Genomic DNA, 19,397 nt, shown 5'->3' with positions numbered 1-19,397 from the left:
CGCAATTCCCCGATGTGCCATACTTCGTCGCATAAACAATTATTGTTGACACCACGCTCCCCATCAAACAGGATAATCAAAAATTCTTCACGAAGCGAAGGCCTATAGTCGGAGAACCGTTATTTGCAGTTCCAACATAAGCCTGTGGCATAAAATCTCCATTATCACTCAAACTACCATCACCCGATCTAAGACTATAGACATCGGTTCTAAAAATATCCACGACACTGAAGACACGGTTTATTAAAGCTACACCTAGAATTGTCCGTGCAGTGCGATAAGCCTTCTCGCTAGATTCTCTTATACTAGCGTATTCGTCCATCGCTGCATTGCTTTCCCATTCCCAAAAATACTCATCTGTAGTGGGGTAAAGAGGCACCTCGTCGCGGTATATCAAATGCATCCAGTAATTGTAAGTGTCGCGACTATTAAAATCGAGGAGTGTTTCGAAAAAGGCATTGTCTTTGCCCGATGGGTTCACTCCTGCGTGAATTGCGGCGTAGTTATGATAATCTTCTTTCCGCCAATTGCCATAGACCGTATATCCAGCAAAAGCGCCCCATATCGATCCTTCTGCGGCAAGAAAATACCGAGCGGAGTTCTTTTTCCCGAGATATAGCTGTCCAGCTCCCGGAACGAGAAGCGAAAGGCCGGCGGCTGTCCATTTAGAGGGCATATTCTCAATCGTGGCTTCCTGCTCCCAAACCTCGGATCCTCCTCCAAAAGGGTTCTCCTTGGCTTGAGCAAATGCACTTCCACAGAAAATTGAGAGAAAAAATAATAATATGACTGTTTTATTAAACACCTTTTAACCTTTGCTCAATCTAAAAATTCGCAAGATTAATGGCTATCCGTGGTTCCGGTTCTCCCGAAGCCGTGAAACCCATCTGAGCTTCTATATGCGGGGCAAAAGTGAAACCTTCGTATAGTTTATCATTGGAGCGCTTGGCCGTCCAAGCTGCATCGAATGCACTCAAGAAATGATTAAAGATAGCCGCGCCGATAAAATACTTCGACCAGGTGAAATAGTCGTTGGTTTCTTTACGCATATTCATGTATTCAAGACGAAGATTACTGTCATCCTCATGCGCCTTAAGAACCCCGAGTATCTTGTCCACCTCGGATTGCATAGTGCTCGAATCGCGTATAGCATCTCGGTTTGAAAGGTCTTCCCAACCGAGAACGAACCAGTCATATTTCCCTATCATCTCATAATAATCGTGAGTCTTGTCGGGCGTATATGTGGTGTCGCTTCCGTCGATAACCATATTAACCGGCAACTGCTCGGTATATATGGTTGCGTCGCCAAACCCGATGAACCAATCGTAATAATAATCGAACTCCCAATGTGCATCGGCGAAATCGCGGTAAGATTGCTCGCCATCGTTGCCCTTATTATTATAAATGATAACACCCGTCCATAGAGCGGCTTCCGCAGCAAAGAATGCGCCTGCTTTAATTGGATTACCAGCATAAAACTCTCCAGCACCAGGAACCGCTAAAGACAACAGAAAGCTCGATTTAATGTTCTTATGCACGCCGCTGTCGAAAAGCTCATTATCTCCAGTGGGAAACTCTTCCGTCTCGGACTGTTCAACCTGAGCTAAAACCGGCATATATAACATTTTTTGTATTGGGCTAACAGCAAATGCCGCAACAGCACCAAAAACAACTAAAAGGATTGCTATTCTATGTTTCATTATTCCTCCAGATTATTCATTCTAAAAATGCAATTTAGGTTCATTGTAATATTCTCCGCTCTGATTGTAATCCATTGATCGACCGTTTGCGCGGGAATGATTAATTATGTTAATTCAAAAAAAACGAATCTATAATCCTTTTGGTTATTTGACAATCGCCACTCTGAAAATATTTGAAATAGTCTTTCCTTTAAAATCTCCAGATAACCTTGCCCAATACACACCACTTCCGACTTTCTCAGTATTCCATTCAAGCTCGAGAGGCGTCCCTGCGTTAGTCTGACCATCTAGGCTTGCGATGAGGTTATTCGCAGCATCGAAAACTCTGATCTGGACATTCTCCGGGGAAGAACCGGAAAAAGAATAACGAAAAATGGTAGATCTTTCTGCGGGATTGGGATAGCAATAGAAAATTTCTATGCCGTCTTCACCGCTTACAAGCGGACACGATCCTTCGCTTGCCTGTAAAAATGTATGCCTTGCATCTGCACCCCACATCGGCCACGCGCCATCATCAAGCGAATTTTCTAGGTTATTCCATATTAAAAGCGAGCCGTTTGTGCTTCCGAGCGCAAGACCATAACCCTCCGAGCCCTTGAAAAAACAGGGTGCGGCATTCGATGGCGCCCCGCCCAAAGGAAACCCATAAGGTGATTCGCCAAAACTATTTATAGCTTTAATTGGACCATCACCGGAGGGAAATAGCGCATATTCTCCCCCGAATATTGGAGATGCTAAGACATTTTCGAGCCCGAAGGGCGCGTTTTCATGCGGAATTCCCGTTGGTTCATAAATATAAAGCCCTTTTCTTCCTGTCGATAAAACTTCCAGAACATCGTCGCCGTCAATATCAACTATAACCGGACTCGAAAGTGATGTATCGTTTATGTTTGTCGGGAAAACTCCGAGATAATCAAGGGTGGAATCAAAAGCAAATAGAACGCCGGAACGCCCCGCGCATGCAATTTCCATTGAAATACCATCGCCATCGAGATCGCCGCGTGCAAGGTAAGATACATCGCCCGAGGAAAGCTGTTTCTCTCGAATAACCTCGCCTGTCCAGCTAAAAAATATAATCTTAGCAAGCGTCCTTTTAGCGGCAACAAAAAGCCCTTGTTCCGTTGGTGCAATTCCCATTATTTCACCGCGAGCATCGCCGGTGGCGAGAATCGAACCGTCATTATCGACAAGATACCATCTTTCATTAGCATAAGCTACGATCTCTAATTCGCCGTCAGAATCGACGTCCCATAGGCTGACGCTCCGCTGCGCTGAACTATCGAGTTCAACGGGGAAACCTGAAAGCTCCCGCATGAAGCCCCCTACGAGGTCCCTAGGGTTCCACGCATGAAGCCAGCCCTCGGTATCGATGCCGACCACCTCGGCCAGCTCGTCGCTGTCGATATTACCAACAGCCGGAAGTGTAACTCGTTCAGCGTTAACGGTCGCGGCAACCGGATAGTCCGCGCGGATAACATTTCCGTCGAATTCTGACCCAGAAACGGTTATACCGTTATCGATAAAGGGAGTGCCATCCAAATTCCAGATAAGAACACAACCAACATAAGCCGAGCCGTTAAAATAATAGGCTTCTGTAAGAAGTTCATCGAAGCCATCACCGTCGAGATCGCCAGCCTGCATTGGGGCATAAAGAGGATATATCGTCGTGATAACATCGGGTGTCGGGACAACATTATCGAAGCGAATACGAAGGTGCATCTCATCACCCGAAACAGACATGCTGTCCACGAGTATCCCAGAAAAACCGCCATCGTTGGCCGAGGTCGAGGGATTCGTGTTTGGGCCGAAGTTAGTGCCATAATAAAAATAATCGAGTGGCTCGCCAAAGGTAATTATAGTCCCGAGGTCTTCATAGCCATCAGCTTCTTCGAGGGCCACAAAACGCCGCGATAAGTCCCATTGAAGTGTGTTATCATTAAAATTATTGATCCCGTTGCCATCGACATCGGAATAGGCCACAGTCTCATCGATGTGCCATATTAAAAACCCGCGACCCGGAAGAAGAAAATCCAAGGCCGAGGTAAATTTCGTGGTGTCAACTGCGAGAGCTCCAATAACGACACCGGTTAGACTATCTCGTTTAAGGCTATAGAAACCATCGTCGCCGGCAAGGTCGTCCTGCCTGTTTTCAATAAGATAATATTCGTAGCTGTTAATCGGGATTTTAATTAGAGTTACCCCTTCGTTCATGGGCAACTCACAGGCTTCTAAAACAATGGTATCGCAATCATCTACAACTTCGACCGGAGTCTCGAATCCGAGATAAGCCCTACTCCAAGCGTCGGGATAGCCCGGAAACATCCCATAGACTGAATAGAATTCGTCATCGGAAACATTGCCGTCCTCATCGACATCGAAACCTATGTCCGCGCCGACCGCAAAGCCGTTGTCCATCAGCGAAAAATCGCCGACTTGCGTAATAAAATTACCGGTATTGTATAGGTCAACCAAACCTAGCTGATGCCCAAATTCGTGGGCAACAGCCCCATTTATGCAGGTTATCTGACCATCCTGCCAGCCATGCTCTGGCATAATTATCCCATCCTCGATACGGTCGGCTATCTTGAAAGGAAGCTTCAAATAACCGGTGGGAAGGTCATCTGGACTGGGAATGAAAATATCGGGCCAATAGGCCACATAGTCGGGATTACTCGATGCAATATCGTTCTGCCAATCGCTCCCAGCGTGGAAAACAAAATAAGCATCATAATCAAAGATATCGAAATCTCCCTCGGCGATGGCGAGCTCCCATGAATCCCTAAAGAATTGCTGCATTCTGTCGGCCATATCGAAACCCATCCAACCCTCAGGGCCGTAGTAACTCATGGAATCCGGAAGACGATAAGCAATATTTTCACTCTCCGGAAAAACCTCGAAATCGATATAAACTTGTGAGTCACTGACTGCTAAATAATAATTTCTAAGCGCTTTCATGTGTGCCTCGAAATAAGCTTTATTATGCGGCAGAGGGTCGAAAGGGTGCGGGGACTGCTCGTAAGGGCTTAAATCGAAGGTGCCATCTCCGGTGGTGCGGCTTGTATTATCAGGTTGGAACTCCACGCGAATAACAAGAACCTTGATAGTATCGGGAACAGCATTTTTCGAAGGGCGCGGAAGAGCCCACGGCGAAGCTCGATCGAGACCAAGAAGATTGCGATCTGAGACCTGCGAAATCCAGGGGTCGCCGCGAAAATAGGGGTTTGGACCGAGTGGGTGAATCTCCATTTTTGCGCCTCCCAAAAGAATCTGTGGGAAAATCACCAAAAACGAGATCAAGGCATATTTTTTTATAGTATTCGTCATATTAAATTAAAAGGCAATATTAACCGAGTAGCGAAGAATATTCGATAGCACGAGTTTGCCCTCTTCGTCGTCCTCTTGCAACGGAATATAGCCGAAATCAAAGCCGAAATTCTTAAAATTAAGCCCCGCGCCGAGTGTAAAATAGTGTATCCCCTTCCAATGATCGGAATTAAAATCTTCGTTGCGAATAATATCAGAGGATTCGGTCGGGATATAATCGTAGTCTATCATGTAACCGCCGCGTAGTGATATAAAGTTAGAGTAAGTATATTCGACACCGAGATTTTTTACCGCTTCGTGGAATTCCTTACCGACTGGATCATTGCCCCAATTAATGAGGTCTTTATTGATGTCGGCGGCAAGTGTAAGCCTATTATAGTCTGTATTAAGTATCTTCCATGCGAGGCCAGCCTTGAGGTTGCGCGGAAGTGGGTCAGCTTGTGCAGCATCGATATAGTGAATATCCGGCCCGAGATTTTGAACCGCCATACCAAGAGATAGGCCTTTGACCGGCGTTTGATAAAGGAGACCGGCATCGACCGCGAATGTCGTCGCGACACCCTCTTCCTGTTCCATGCCAACTGTTACGCCCTTAGCTAAAGCTGAATAGATAAGCTTGAAGGCCAAGCCGGCAGAAAGATTCGGAGCAACCTTAGTGCCATAAACACCTGAGGCCGCGAGTTCGTAAGAACTGAAGGTGCCGAGAACAGTTCCATCCTCATCCGTCCACTCGTTTTTACCTTCGTTAATATATGTAATCGCTCCACCCACCGTTCCCCAGCCCTCGAGATATGTCGTTCCGCCAAGGAACTCATAATAAAGATCGGGTGCAAGCGTCGGAAGCCATTGAACATGCATGAAACTAATGCCGTGTTTGCCTTTTGAATAGATCGAGGTGTTATCGCCGGTGTTATACCAATACTCATTACCATGACGGATAATATCCGTGAGCTTTTCATTTTTGAGGCCACCTTGATCGTAATAGCCGAAGCGACCCTTTTTATAATCGTAAACCATAGTCCCAAATTCGGTTCCTACCAGAAGATTGCCATCTGGGGCTCCCTCGAGCGAAGTAATATGCCCGCTTATCGGGCTCTTCGGATATTCAATAGTGTTACCTGCTTCAAAAACCTGCCCGTTAATACGATTATGATAGCGAAGCGACTTCACCAGGTCTTTAATCAAATCGTCGGAGGCCTTAGACCATCTGGCTCGCGCCCAATCCTCAATAGAAATCTCGTCGGTTATCTCCTCGGAAGTCCATCCATAAAAGCTCCATTTTTGACTCTGGGTATCCCAACATTTAAGGCCGAGTTCTGTTCCAAACCAGATTTTCCTATATTTATCAACGAAAATAGCTGTTACAGGCGACTCGAAGGCTATTGAATAAGGAATTTCAATCTTAGAACCGGGGGTCGGTCTTTGTTTGTCGAGTTGTTCGTTGCGAGCAATAATTTCGGAGGCAGCGTGTTCTATGCTTCTAGTCCCGCTGATGGGAAACACTTGCTTAACCAATCCCTGCCAATCTACATCCAGCGCAGGCTCGACCTTGAAGGAGTTTTCCCATTTATCTCCGCTTTGACGCGCTGGGCCAGCTTCAGTTCCAACCCAGATATCGCGGTGCGAACCAGCAAAAATCGAATGAACTCTATTACCCGGAAGGCCATCGCCTGAGGTGTAACGAGTCCAGCGGCTTCCTGTAAGGGTATAAAGGCCATCATCAGTGCCAACATAAAGATAGCTGCGGCTGTCTATCGCGATTTTAGTTACATTCTTACTTCCGGGACCACCACTTTGGTTTAACTTTTCCCATTGGCCTCTGATCCTTCGATAAAGGCCATTATCGGTGCCAACCCAAAGCTCCTTCTTGCCGCCCAAAAGAGCGGTTATTTTACCATCGACAAGGGCATCGAAAGGAATAACAAGTTTTGTTTCAGGGGGAAGATAGCCCTCTGGAAGTTCGGACATATTGTTTGCAGCCAACACCGCAGGAATAATCCTATCATATACCACACTCGAATCAAAAGAAGTTCCATCAATGAAGTGGAACAGCACATCTATCATCGATTCCTCTTCGGCTGTAGTGTATCTTTCTTCTCCAACCCATTTTTTGCCTTTATGGACAAAAAGCCCTGAATCGGTTCCAGCCCAGACATCGTAGGTTCGATAATCTATATCGATAACACCTGTTTTCTCGGTAGCAATAGCGATTATTTTATTCCCGGGAGGAATTCCATAGTCGATCCATTGCGAAGAAAGCGGATAGTTACCAAGACCGGCGGGATTCCAATATGTTGCTGTCGGATCGTCTGCGATGGCGACAAAGGCCTCTCCCATCCCCGTGGCTCTAGCGCCGGGGCCTATCAAAAGGAAAAGAACTCCTCCGCGCGTTCTATCGGCTGAAACTGTAAATGCGGAAAGCAACAATAAAAATATTATAAGAGATAAAAATCCCTTTTTTCCTGAAACGAACATCCTTAACCTCCATATTGCCTTATAGGCAAATAAGTAATTAAATTATCTCTTTTCCGCAAGATAAGTGCCAAAAAAATAATCAGCGGAGCTTGGCTATTTTAAACACCTTTTCGTCGGAATAGCCATCGACCGTTCTTGCCTCTATCTTAACTAAATAAGCACCATTAGCTACCGGCGTGCCACGCGAGTCTTTGCCATCCCAGTGGACCATTGCAAATGCTGGATAAACAGATGACTCCAGCTTTCTAACAGGTCTTCCAGTGAGTGTATATATATTAATCGTAATATCGGCATATACACCGATATTGAAGGTCAATTCAGTATCTGACCGGAAGGGATTGGGATATGCGAGGGGATTGGAGATTATAATTTCACAATCTGCAACCTCGAAACTCATTTCAGCTTCACCAGAATTGCCTATATTATCCCATGCTTTGACCCTGACAGTATGCTTCCCAAAGGAAAGATCTTCCAGCGGTATATGCGCCTCTCCGACCTGATAACTATCGAGCCTATATTCGAAGTATTGAGACAGATCAAGTGCATTAGATTCATTCCCATCCAAAGTCATAGTTAATGCATGGCCGGCGGCACCAGAGAGATTTATACCATTTTCATCGGACACTGTGCATATAAGTTCCCCTCCATCACATATAACCCCATCGTTGCTGAAACCATGACCATCGAAAGAAAGGTCAACTTCGGGGCCTAGAGAGTCTTCGATAACTAATGTGGTATCGCCAGCGACAATCATCTCATCAAAATAGCCCACTGCCTCATCGGAATTATCGTAAGCATAAACAACGACCTTCCCGCCCTCGGTTCCATAGGAGACATCGATTGGAACGACGAACTCACCTTCAAATAAGCCCCCTCTGACACTCACTGGCCCAACAAAAAGTCGTTTTCCGCCTTGAAAGTAAGAAACAGAACCGGAAAGATAGGGCGAATTAGAGTAATTTTTATAGTAACCGGAATCATAAACGAGTATATAGGCAGTTCCATTAAAATCGGAAACAATCGCCGAATCGGAGAGAACTTCACCTGTAACATGTGTTTTTACTCCAGCTATAAGTGAGTCTCTGTCTAGGTCGATAACAATATCCAACTTTGGTGCCCCTATTTCCATGGCTGGATCGCCAAAAAGAACATATTGACCACGCGTCGATGCCCAAGAATCCCCTCCCTTAGCATAAAAAAGCGCTGGGCCAAGTTGAGCTTTTTGATTTTGCCCCCAACAAATATCAAGAAGCCGAGCGTTGAGACTGCCATTGCTGGGCGAGAGTGTCATGCGAGTTGCAGCGATTGCAGCAACTGCACCAGCCTCAGGGAAAAGGACAACCTGTTCGGCAATACATTGCCCTACAGTTCGATAAAACAAACCAACCTCGCATGAGGCACTGACCATAAGCGGTAATTTCCATTTATTCTCGAGTTTACTTATGCAACTAGTTGCCTCGAAAGCTTCCTCATGCGTCCATAAACGATAATTCCCGTGGCCAACATAGTTGACAAGAACCGAACCATCGTTCCACTTTTCTAGCAATGCTTTTTGGGCGCCCGGTTTCAGGCCGGAAGAGGTTAGGGGATAGTCGATAAGATAGACGGTTCTGGGCTCTGTCCATGCCGGCATATCGCGAACATAGGAACTCACCTGAGTAGTATGTTGCCACGTATCCGGCAAGTTACCTGTTTTTCGTTCATCATCGGCACAATAGACGAAACGCGTTCGCCATGTTCCAAAATCTGGATTGCCCTCGGTTCGCATGAGTTTTTCAACCCAATTGCGCCATTCGTTTATTGTTGTGATAGGAATTCTTCCGCCGGAATAATCGGGTATGCCGTCGCCTTCGGTAACGGCATAGAAATAGTCATCTGGCGCGTTCGATACACAAAGTGCTGCAGGGCAAAATGTTTCCGGCGGGTTTGTTATTCCTCTTGGATCCCATGTGGCATCACCCACCAAAAGGATATGTTCTGGTGGATAGTCTGAATATAACCAAAGATAGCGCAAAAAATCGCGTATCGCAGTTGGGTCTTTCGTCCCGAAACCGAACTCCTCGAGAACATCTTCAACAAAAACCCAATCTACAGTTGTGCCGCGTGATTCTCGGTATGTGATATATTCGTCGATATCACTCTCGAGACCCTCGGGAATAAGCATAAGTAGTTCGCTATCAAAAGATCGTTCGCGAAGCTCCGCTAACTCCTTCAATATTGGATAATCGAGCCGCAATGCCGATGATCTTTCCGAAATAAAATAATGTCGGCTTCCAAGAGAATCGGAAAAGCACCATTTGCCATCATCCATCAAATAGGGTTTAAGCAACCTTAATGAGTTTTGGCCAGTGACATCAAAGACCAAAGGTTCGGAATCAAAACCTGCGATCAAATAGGCAGATGCCGTGTCCCTTCCGAGAAACTCAAGAGATTCATTGTATTCAACAAGTTCAATTTGATATAGAATCTCGTAATAATCAAAAAGGGCGGATGTCCCCAAGAAATCAATATCTATGGAATTGGCGTTTTTAGAAAACGCATTACCAAAAAAGGCCGACTGGGCACCTGTCCAAATACTGTATGTAGAATCCGGTGAATAACCATTTGCAGTGGCATATACAATAGGCCTTGTTTCGTCGGCTACCGGCACAACTCTATGGCGAACATATACACCGTTTGTTGTGTCTATACGAGAATCGAGGAGAGATATATGCTTTTCGGTTGTCCTCTCCGAACCCCATTGAATATCATTCCCTGTTTTGGCATATACATAATCGTTTTCAACGAAATGTAGAAATTTGCCAAACGACGTTGTATCATGAGCTGATATTTCCTCTTTAGTGAGACGCTTAGACGGTTCGGGAAAATCGCCCCCGATAGTGACCCAATAGTAATTGGCGCTTGTGAATCTGTGAAGATGGTGGCTTAAACGCGTCTCCTCGACAAACCAGCCAGAAGGTCCTCTACCGTAAAAATAAAGGGCATCGCCACTATCGAAAGAACCATCGGTGAGGCCAACCGGATAGAGGGGAATTTCTTCCAGAGATGGCAATTCCGGCTCTTGGCCCGTTGGAAGCTCCATCCAGCCCTCATCGAACAATCTTATTTCGGAAGGATCTATTTCGGAAGGATTGTAACCCATAGAAAGCACATAATCGCGGTCGATCTTAAAAAGACCGCTCTCTATAATTGGAAAAGTAAACCATGAATCTGTTAGAGTAAATAAATCCCTCGATGGGCGCCGTTTAGGTTTGGTTTTAATAAAGGTTAAAGCGCTTTGCGGGTTAGCAACAAAACCTATAACCGTTTTTTCAAGCAAAGTAGGAGAATTCATCTCTGAAGAAGTTGAATAAGCTACTTTACATTTAAAGTCAACAAGCCTTTCCAACTCTTCCGAAACAGGATTGAACCTAATAGGATAAACTTCGAGATGGCCGATTTTTATACCTCTTATATGTCCTGTTTCCGAAAATGCTTCTTTTTCAAATGGGAACCAGTGATTCTCGGAATAAGTCTTTGTATCGATAATATAATCTTCGTAATATGGACCATCCGGAAATCCTTGCCAAGTGGGAACAGGAGCAAGGCGTGCTCGACCGAAGGGTTCCCATAATTCTGAGATAAGCTCAAACGACCATAAGTCGCCGGTGGGTAAAGCTATTGGAATTCTATATCGAGGTATTCCCGGACTTCCGGGCACTCCGCTTATATCCGCGCCTTTACATTGAATAAGCAACATGCTACCATCGATCTCCGTCGTATCGAGCTTAGGCGCAATCCATGTTAACTCGATACCATCCGCCGTTTCGACAGAAGTTAGCGGATATCCTAAAATCACAGTAACCGAGAGCACCAAGAATAAAATCTTTCCTATATATGACATATCCTCTTCCAAAATCTCATTTTTACATCGGTTCGAACTTATCTCAAGCATAAAATATGCCGGAAATATAATTGTGCAATTTAGATAACCACTTATAGGCCGGTCAGCACAGGATTCACTCTCGCAAATTTAAAGGTATAGCCAAAAATAAGCTATACCTAATAGGCTTCCACTATGGCATCGTAAACTGGTCCCTTATGCAACAAATTATGCCGACCGGCCAAATGTTAACTGAGCTATTATTGGTCGATAGATAAAAATAACATCTTGAAATGGCCCTGGTTTGCTTTACAATGTTATATATGAAACAAAGAATTATATGTGTTATAGCTGGCCTCGATCCCACCGGTTGTTCAGGGATTTCTGCTGACATAAGAGCTATATCGGCCACCGGCAATATCGTATCGCCTGTTATTACAGCAATTGCCAACCAAGGATTTGATTCAGCGGGCAAAACACATCTTGTGAAGCCTGCTGTTTTTGCAGAATCTCTTCAATATGCGTTTTCGACATCGACAAAACCTTCGTCGATAAAAATTGGGATGCTCGGTTCTGGTAACTTAGTCGATACACTATGCGATTCCCTAGAGAGTTTTTCCATAGGCGTTCCAATTGTTTTAGACCCAGTCTTTCACTCGACTTCCTGTATGGAACTTCTCGACCGCAATGGCATTGCGATTTTAGTGAAACGACTCTTTCCCTTAACCACACTTGTAACGGCTAATTGGGAAGAGGCCTCTATTCTCTCGGGAGTCGAAGTTTCATCTGAGGAAAGCGCTAAATGCGCTGGAGAGAGTATTTCAAAATCTACGAATGCTGTATTGATTAAAGGCGGGCATTCATCCGGCGAGCCGCGCGATTTTTTATTTTTTGGAAAGTGCATGTATGAGTTTTCTTCCAAGCGTATCGCAGGGAGATTTCGCGGCACCGGTTGCGCACTCGCTTCATTAATAGCATCTAATCTTGCCGAGGGTCTCTCTCTTCCGGATTCTGTGAGTAAGGCTAAATCTGTTTTAACTTCAGCATTGAAAAAATCGCATCCACCATATATTCTATATACATGAACTTCTTTTACAACATAGACTTATCCCTTTTTTCTCTTATGAACGGCAAATGGGTATGTCCCTTTTTAGACCGCTTTATGGTTCTTGCCACAAATCAAGAAACCGGAATATTGATTATTATTGGTATTCTCGTAGGAATTACTATTATTGGGCGTAAGAAGGGTCGAATAACCGCGCTTAGCGCCCTGGTTGGCTATGCTATCATCGATCCTTTGGGGCACTACGTCATAAAACCACTTATCGCAAAGCCTCGCCCATGCCATCTAGATTTAGGAAGATTACTTGTAGATTGCGGAACGGGCTACGCTATGCCAAGCCTCCACGCAGCGGCCAGCTTCGGAGTGTTTTCTGTAATAGTTACACACTACGGTTGGCCCGCAACACCTCTTTATTTCCTTGCGCTTATTGTAGCATACAGTCGAGTATATGTTGGTGTTCATTGGCCGATGGATATATTTGCCGGCGCAATTTACGGTGCTTTTATCGGTGTGGGAATATCTCTTTTAGCTAAAAAATTATTCAAAATGGAGAAAAATAATGCGCATGCGACCTAAATTCTGTCCCGATTGCGGAAGTGCTCTTACCGAAATTGTATTCGATAACAAAACACGCCTTTATTGTGAGAAATGCGCTAAACCAATCTACGAAAACCCGCTTCCAGCAACATGTGTGGTGGCCTTCAATAAATCCGGAAAGGTGCTAATAGCAAAGAGGGCAGTTGAGCCTTCCATTGGTGAATGGTCACTTCCGGGGGGTTTCGTCGAGATAGATGAAACACCCTCAGAGGGAGCATTGCGTGAACTCCTCGAAGAAACAGGTCTTCGTGGCAACATTATCTCCCATCTCGGGACCGAGGGTCAAAAAAGCAATACTTATACTAATGTAATGGTAGCCGGTTTTTTGGTCACCACTGACGGCATACCCTCGGCAAATGACGACATTGCCGATGCCAAATGGTTTAATATAGACTCTGCACCTCGTTTGGTCTTTTCGAGCCATAGAAGGATTTTTAATAGAGCTATCGAATCGCTCTCTAGAACGCTTTTACCCAATGTAAGCAGGGAATTATAATGAAATCCAAGGCTATAATATTTTGTATGTTTTTTATTCTATTCACATTGGCTTGTGATGTTAAAAAAGAGGCCGTCGGTTCTTATAATAAAATATACACCCTCGTCGATGCCGAGGAGCTTGGGAATATCTCCCCACTTTTATCCTCGGCTGTCGAAATCCCAATTGTAACCCCAAGAAATGAAACGATATTTAAATTAGAATATGTCGATGAAACGACATTCGAAAAGCTAACTCATGCACGAACATCAATTATTGCTGCAAGCCTTGAATCTCCTGGGCCAGCGGGCAGGTTCATTCGCGAGGCGCTTTCCGAAGATGCAAAGAAAATGGTTCTTTCGGGTTCCGATTGGATTATTGCAAAAAAAGACCTCTGGGCTTCGGGTCAGCTCACAATAATAATTACCGCACCTACAGAAAAAGACCTTGAATCGAGATTGTTTCTGGGTGGCGATGATTTATTTAGATTGCTTAATAATTCAGTCAACGACAGAATATCCTATTGGCTTTTTGGAAAGGTCTTTGGCGAAAGCGAACAAATCTCCCTCGAGGATTCCATCGCTTCAGAATATGGCTATGCAATCCGAGTCCCTCGATTCTGGACCTGGGAAAAAGGAACCCCAGATAAAAGGTTCATATGGTTAAGAACACTCGAACCCGAGCGATGGGTATTCGTCTGGTGGACAGCCCTTGATTCCTCGTTGGATTTCTCAATCGATCGCTGGATGTCAGTCCGCGATAGCCTTTGCGCTATTTATTACGAAGGAGATATCGTTTCTTTAGAGATGGAGCCGGAATCGATGGGCGTCTATATTGGAGGACGACCTGCAGTGCAAATACGCGCTCTTTGGGAGAATCCTGTTAAAACCATGGGAGGACCGATAATATCCTACGTTTTTTCCGAACCAATAACAAATCGACTATATATTGTCGATGGTTCACTTTTCGCACCGATAGTAAAAAAAGAACCATATCTCAGACATGTAGAAATCGTCTGCAAAAGCTTCCGAGGAGATGTTCAAAATTTCTATGAGGAACGGGAAAACCGTTCTAAATAGTTCAACCCTACTTGAGTAAAGTCGCTCTGGCATGGAATATCTCGCCACCAATAACGAGTTTTATATTATAGACACCCGACGATAGTTCGTTCGATTGCCATTTCTCGATATGATATCCTCGAGTCAGTCTGCCGCAAAAAATCGTCTCGACCTTTCTCCCTGACACATCGAATATATCTATTGAAACTTCCGATTCTCTTGCAACTTGAAACTCTATTGCCAAAGTTGAATTGAACGGATTAGGTCTCGCTGATATAAGAGAATTTGATTCAGGTAAATCTCCCCTTTCGAGCATCCCAAGGCAACTGTTTTCAATTGCTCCTAGATCGTAGGCGAAATCCATATAGCGAACATTCCCGATATAATCATCTAAAGGCGCCCAAACTGTGTCCCTGTTGTATATTGTGTAGGGAGCGCCAGCATCTATTAACGGGGAAAGCCCCGACTCGCAACCGGGGGTGAATCCTAGGTTGCATTCGGTTGTATCAACAAAGTTCGGTGAACCGAAAATGAAGTGATCCGGATATATCATATTTATGGAACCCGAACCATTATTACATACAGCGGATAAGTCATTGACAAACGAATGATCAACCCAAAGATTCGAGGTGGATTCGAGAAGTATTTGCTCACATGCGGCGTAGCTCCGGGAGTTGTATGCAACAACCGAGTTAAAAAGAAGTAGGTCAGCACCCCCGTATGTGAATCCAATATGTATTCCCGGGCCGGAATAATTATTTGCAATCGTCGAATTGATAACCTTAATACAATCATCCATCAATGTTGAAGTGCACCATAATCCACCGCCATCATTATGAGCAATAATCGAATTTATAAAAGTAGCAACACCGTTATTAAGAGTATAAACTCCAGCGCCTTCGAGACTTAGAGAATAATTATAGCAAATATCAGCTTGAATAATCTCCGCTTCGCCACCCGCAATAGCAAGTGCTCCTCCTCGACGATAAGCGAGATTAAAGTGAAGAATTGGCCTTATAACATTTCCACTAAAATTATTAAGAAACAAACCCCCACCATCATGAAATGACTTATTCCATGTAACAGTATTATCGCTAAACAACACTGAACCGCTTATATAAGCCCCTCCGCCATCTTTAGAACCGTCAAGCAATTCATTGTTGTCAATAAAATTACCATCGATACAGACAACATCTGTGCCACTGACGTATAATCCACCACCATGCCCAAAAGATTTATTGTTCAAAATATCGCAATCACGAATACACGATGGTCGTGTAGATTCGAGATAAACCCCTCCTCCACCTGAACCTCCACCTATGTTATCTTGAATTAAACAATTTTCTATAATTAGCTCTGAATTGTTATTAACGATAGCACCATATCCGGCTGGCTCACGAATAACAACACCCGAAATGTGGGAATTTCTGAGTGTGCATTTAGCAGCGTCTTGAAAGCGGAGACCATCCCAACCGACGAGAGTATCATCCTCATCCCCCGCATATTTAAACCACACCGAATCAGTGGGATCTCCGGGACATCTCGAAATTCCGGCAATCAATTTTGAACCTGAAGAAATAATAAAAGCTGCATTATCTTCAAATAAAAGCTCGCAACCATGTTCTATATAAAGGCCGTTTCCATTCGATAACCTTATTGAATCTAGAATTTTATAAGGAGAAAATTCCTTAATCCAAATCCCGCTAGCGATCTCCCCACCAAAGACATATGTCGTGTTGGCAAAAAGCACGGGGATGAAAAACAAGAAAAATAAAACAGCCACAACAACTATCCTAAACATTGCAACCTCCAAGTAGCATATTTAAAGTACTCACTAATATACATAATGTAAATTCAATACAAAACCTATATTTTTTATACTATTGGCTATAAAATAAAAAAAGGCGGCTAAAAAAGCCGCCCTCTAATTATTATATTTGATTCCTATTCGGTGATTCTTCTGCTTTCCACTTCCAAAAGAACCCTGCGGTTAACTGTTCTACCCTCGGGATAAGCATTATCCCCAAGAAGAACACGTTCGACCGTCTCACCTGTCCAGCGAAGTATCTCATAGGGCTTTGATTCGCCAAAGCCTTTAGCCTCGAGCGTAACATGCCTGTCCGAAAGCCATTTATCGAGTTGGTCTTTGGTATCGAAATCGAGTTGATACATCATGTAATTCTTCAGAGTGTTCAACTCTCTCTCAGACCGCTTCTTGGAAAGTGCAATATTATCATACTCAGGGCCAATAGAGTCTGCATGGCCAGTAACTAGCGCCATAACGCTGGTGTTCTTTTTATCCGCTCTCTCGATAAATCGACGTGCAACATATTCAACACGGGTTTCGAGGAACTTGGATTCGGGGACATCCTCATCGAAACGGAAGAGAACAATAACAAGGCTCTCGATGCGTTTAGCCTGGTGTGTCACTTGAATCTCCATTGTGTCGGAATATGTGAGGAAAGTCTCTCCCATATTATCGCGAATGTCGAGCTTTGCAAAATATTTATTGTCGAAATCCAGAAGCTCGCCGGAGTTATCGCGCCAATCCCATGCAAGACCAGATGGAATTTCCCCCTTGCCATAGGCAAGCGTGCGGATTACATCGCCTTTTTCGTTAACGATAACCACACCGAAGCTATCCACGCCAGCATCCACTGCGGCATCTATCTCAACAAGGTTTTCCTCTGTGCCTTCTACCTGATAATCGGTGAACACTCTGTCCCCGACCTTCGGACGCCAGATTACACCCTCTGAATTCGGGAAAACGAGGATTTTTTCAACTTCGGCTTCAGGTTCAAAGGAAGTATGTATCTTAATGCGTTCTCCGAGGTCTTCTCCGAGTTGCCCGCGGATATACCTGCCAATCTCCATAGCTTTTTTAAAGCCTTGGTCGGCAGAGGCTTCATCCTCTGAATTATAGAAGCTCTCGACAAGAATAATGGCCTCTGGATTGCGGTTCAGGATATTTTGAATCGCAGTCATCTGCCCACCGAGCGCAGTGATGCCATCGGTGCCGAGGCTGCTTCCGTTTAAGGAAACTTCGGCCAAGAAATCGACGCCCTGCGGGAACCATGCAGAAAGCTCCACTCTGCGGTTTTCCGCAGACATGAGTTTCTTATCCTGTGCAATCCATTGGCTGCTAAGATTGCCGGCACGAGATTTTCCCATGAAATAACCGCTATCGATCACTTTAACCTGAGCCGCAGGTGCACCCATAGCCTTAAGCTTTGTTTCAACCCCACGAGCTCTCGAAATTGCCAAGCTTTCTTTATTATCTCCAGGCTCGGAAAGCTCATCATAATAACCGCGAAGATAAATTAAAACATCGGGATTCGTCTTGAGTCGTTCGGCCACGGTCGCAAGCATGCCATCATAGCGCTGAGCAACATCCGCAGATTCCTTCCCATAGAAAACCACAGGAATAAGTGGCTCTTCCTCTTGATAAAGCGTAAGCTTACTAACCTTGAGCTGCTCATCGCGCGGTTTGATGTTGCCCTCAGGAGTGAGGAACACATCGAATTCGCCCATGCCTGTGTTGTTGCTTTCATCATCTTCAGGAACCCTTCCGCGAATATCCGGGATCCTATCACCCTTATCATCGATATTAACGAAGATCGTGTAATGTCCTTTGGCGGGAGGCGTCCATTTCCAGGAAAGAGCAACCCTTTCGGCCACGCCGAAGTCGTATTTTTCGACCGGGACAGCGAGGTTCCATTCGTCCAGTTGATTCTGGTAATAAACAGCTACCCGAACTCCATTTTCATCGATCTCGCCACGGTTTTCTATAATAGTGCGAATCTCAACCTCGCCGCCAATAAGGCCTCTCTTGGGCGTAATCTCCACAACTTCACCGGACAACTCGAGGTCGCGTATCGGTTCTGGTGGAGGGTCCAGTGTTAGATTAACCGCAACTCGATGTGTGGTTAAGAAATCCGAGGCCATCTCGTTAAGTGCGGGATAGAGAACTGCATAATCGATTCCCCATCCAAGGCGCTCGCCAAAATGCATATAGGAAAGCCCGAGAGCCGCTTCATCTCGATTAAGGCCGGCGCGAACGGCGAAGGTCTTACCGAACCATTTCTCGATACCAGCATGGATTTTCATGTCCGATTCGCCATTTATTTCTCGCATCGCATACTCGATATCGACGGTCGGATGGAAGCCTTTATAATGAAAGGCCAGCCCACCACGAACCTTCATAGGAAGCTTGTCGGCATCCTCTCCTGAACCGGAAATCGAAACATCCGGCTGAAGAAGGTCTTGAACGACCGCGCCAACACTTATCCAATTAGCCGGACGGAAAAACAAACCGGCATCTGCCGAATATGACATGCTGTTGTAGCTCGAACTGAACACCTCATCGGTTGGATCGAAATTATAAAAATTAGCATCATTAAAACCGCTGCGAAGCAGCTTTAAATTGGCTCCGACAGAAAATTGATTTCCGTCAACAGTGCCATAAAGCCTTTTGCCGTAACCCAAAGTCACCTGCATCTGGCTATAGACATCAGAGAAGTATTGGGCAAATGAAATGCCGTAACTACCATACTGACCATATAAACCGAGATGATTGACCAAGCTAGCAAAGCCCTCGTTCAGACCATCATTTTCGACACCTAAATAGAGCCTCGCAAAACTCGCAGTAAAAGCAAGATTGCGGAAAGACTCCATCGAGGCCGGGTTCCAGACTGAAGAGTTAGCATCGGCCGACATAGCTGTATATGCACCGCCCGCGCCCAATGGACGTGCGCCAAGCTGATCGACTTGCGCAATGAGCGGAGAAACCATCATTGCTAAAACTATCGCTACAATAAGATACCTATTAATTCTCATTTTCCCT

11 protein-coding genes are annotated in these 19,397 nt (G+C 44.9%); 4 read left to right on the top strand and 7 right to left on the bottom strand.

The genetic code is table 11. From position 1 onward, the window contains the following. Positions 1-76: 76 nt before the first annotated feature. The 5 genes from KAH81_04365 to porU form a co-directional block, all read right to left on the bottom strand. Entirely contained in the window at positions 77-805 is a 729-nt protein-coding gene (locus KAH81_04365; protein MCK5832889.1) for a hypothetical protein, read from the bottom strand. A 19-nt stretch (positions 806-824) separates the two neighbouring features. Then, positions 825-1,700: a hypothetical protein gene (locus KAH81_04360; protein MCK5832888.1), complete on the bottom strand. Its 876-nt coding sequence runs from the start codon at positions 1,698-1,700 to the stop codon at positions 825-827. Positions 1,701-1,844: 144 nt separating this feature from the next. Further along, on the bottom strand, positions 1,845-4,946 hold the full coding sequence (locus tag KAH81_04355) for a hypothetical protein (protein MCK5832887.1): 3,102 nt from the start codon (positions 4,944-4,946) through the stop codon (positions 1,845-1,847). A gap of 84 nt (positions 4,947-5,030) precedes the next feature. Further along, positions 5,031-7,499, bottom strand: coding sequence for a PorV/PorQ family protein (locus KAH81_04350; GenBank protein ID MCK5832886.1), 2,469 nt, complete (start codon positions 7,497-7,499; stop codon positions 5,031-5,033). A gap of 79 nt (positions 7,500-7,578) precedes the next feature. Continuing rightward, positions 7,579-11,382, bottom strand: coding sequence for a type IX secretion system sortase PorU (porU, locus tag KAH81_04345; GenBank protein ID MCK5832885.1), 3,804 nt, complete (start codon positions 11,380-11,382; stop codon positions 7,579-7,581). Positions 11,383-11,684: 302 nt separating this feature from the next. Here porU and KAH81_04340 point away from each other — a divergent pair, with 302 nt between their 5' ends. From KAH81_04340 to KAH81_04325, 4 genes are read left to right on the top strand one after another with little or no spacing between them, the layout of a single operon-like run. Then, on the top strand, positions 11,685-12,446 hold the full coding sequence (locus KAH81_04340; protein MCK5832884.1) for a hydroxymethylpyrimidine/phosphomethylpyrimidine kinase: 762 nt from the start codon (positions 11,685-11,687) through the stop codon (positions 12,444-12,446). Then, positions 12,443-13,000, top strand: coding sequence for a phosphatase PAP2 family protein (locus tag KAH81_04335; protein MCK5832883.1), 558 nt, complete (start codon positions 12,443-12,445; stop codon positions 12,998-13,000). The genes KAH81_04340 and KAH81_04335 overlap by 4 nt, the downstream gene beginning before the upstream one ends. Further along, a complete protein-coding gene (locus KAH81_04330; GenBank protein ID MCK5832882.1) occupies positions 12,984-13,517 on the top strand; it encodes an NUDIX hydrolase in 534 nt (177 codons plus the stop codon). The genes KAH81_04335 and KAH81_04330 overlap by 17 nt, the downstream gene beginning before the upstream one ends. After that, positions 13,517-14,575, top strand: coding sequence for a DUF4837 family protein (locus KAH81_04325; GenBank protein MCK5832881.1), 1,059 nt, complete (start codon positions 13,517-13,519; stop codon positions 14,573-14,575). Before KAH81_04330 ends, KAH81_04325 begins: the two co-directional genes overlap by 1 nt. A 7-nt stretch (positions 14,576-14,582) precedes the next feature. Here KAH81_04325 and KAH81_04320 read toward each other — a convergent pair whose 3' ends face one another. After that, a complete protein-coding gene (locus KAH81_04320) occupies positions 14,583-16,355 on the bottom strand; it encodes a right-handed parallel beta-helix repeat-containing protein (GenBank protein MCK5832880.1) in 1,773 nt (590 codons plus the stop codon). Between the two features lie 143 nt (positions 16,356-16,498). Next, positions 16,499-19,390, bottom strand: coding sequence for a conjugal transfer protein TraF (gene traF / locus KAH81_04315; protein ID MCK5832879.1), 2,892 nt, complete (start codon positions 19,388-19,390; stop codon positions 16,499-16,501). Positions 19,391-19,397: the final 7 nt, after the last annotated feature.

The sequence above is a fragment of the bacterium genome, from assembly GCA_023145965.1.
Classification (GTDB): domain Bacteria; phylum UBP14; class UBA6098; order UBA6098; family UBA6098; genus UBA6098.
This window is presented reverse-complemented; position numbering and strand designations above follow the sequence as displayed.

What these genes read in the sequence shown, in the direction of transcription:
- KAH81_04360 (MCK5832888.1), bottom strand. Translation starts at nt 1,700, where the DNA reads ATGAAACATAGAATAGCAATCCTTTTAGTTGTTTTTGGTGCTGTTGCG.
- KAH81_04355 (MCK5832887.1), bottom strand. Translation starts at nt 4,946, where the DNA reads ATGGAGATTCACCCACTCGGTCCAAACCCCTATTTTCGCGGCGACCCC.
- KAH81_04350 (MCK5832886.1), bottom strand. Translation starts at nt 7,499, where the DNA reads ATGTTCGTTTCAGGAAAAAAGGGATTTTTATCTCTTATAATATTTTTA.
- porU (MCK5832885.1), bottom strand. Translation starts at nt 11,382, where the DNA reads ATGTCATATATAGGAAAGATTTTATTCTTGGTGCTCTCGGTTACTGTG.
- KAH81_04340 (MCK5832884.1), top strand. Translation starts at nt 11,685, where the DNA reads ATGAAACAAAGAATTATATGTGTTATAGCTGGCCTCGATCCCACCGGT.
- KAH81_04335 (MCK5832883.1), top strand. Translation starts at nt 12,443, where the DNA reads ATGAACTTCTTTTACAACATAGACTTATCCCTTTTTTCTCTTATGAAC.
- KAH81_04330 (MCK5832882.1), top strand. Translation starts at nt 12,984, where the DNA reads ATGCGCATGCGACCTAAATTCTGTCCCGATTGCGGAAGTGCTCTTACC.
- KAH81_04325 (MCK5832881.1), top strand. Translation starts at nt 13,517, where the DNA reads ATGAAATCCAAGGCTATAATATTTTGTATGTTTTTTATTCTATTCACA.
- KAH81_04320 (MCK5832880.1), bottom strand. Translation starts at nt 16,355, where the DNA reads ATGTTTAGGATAGTTGTTGTGGCTGTTTTATTTTTCTTGTTTTTCATC.
- traF (MCK5832879.1), bottom strand. Translation starts at nt 19,390, where the DNA reads ATGAGAATTAATAGGTATCTTATTGTAGCGATAGTTTTAGCAATGATG.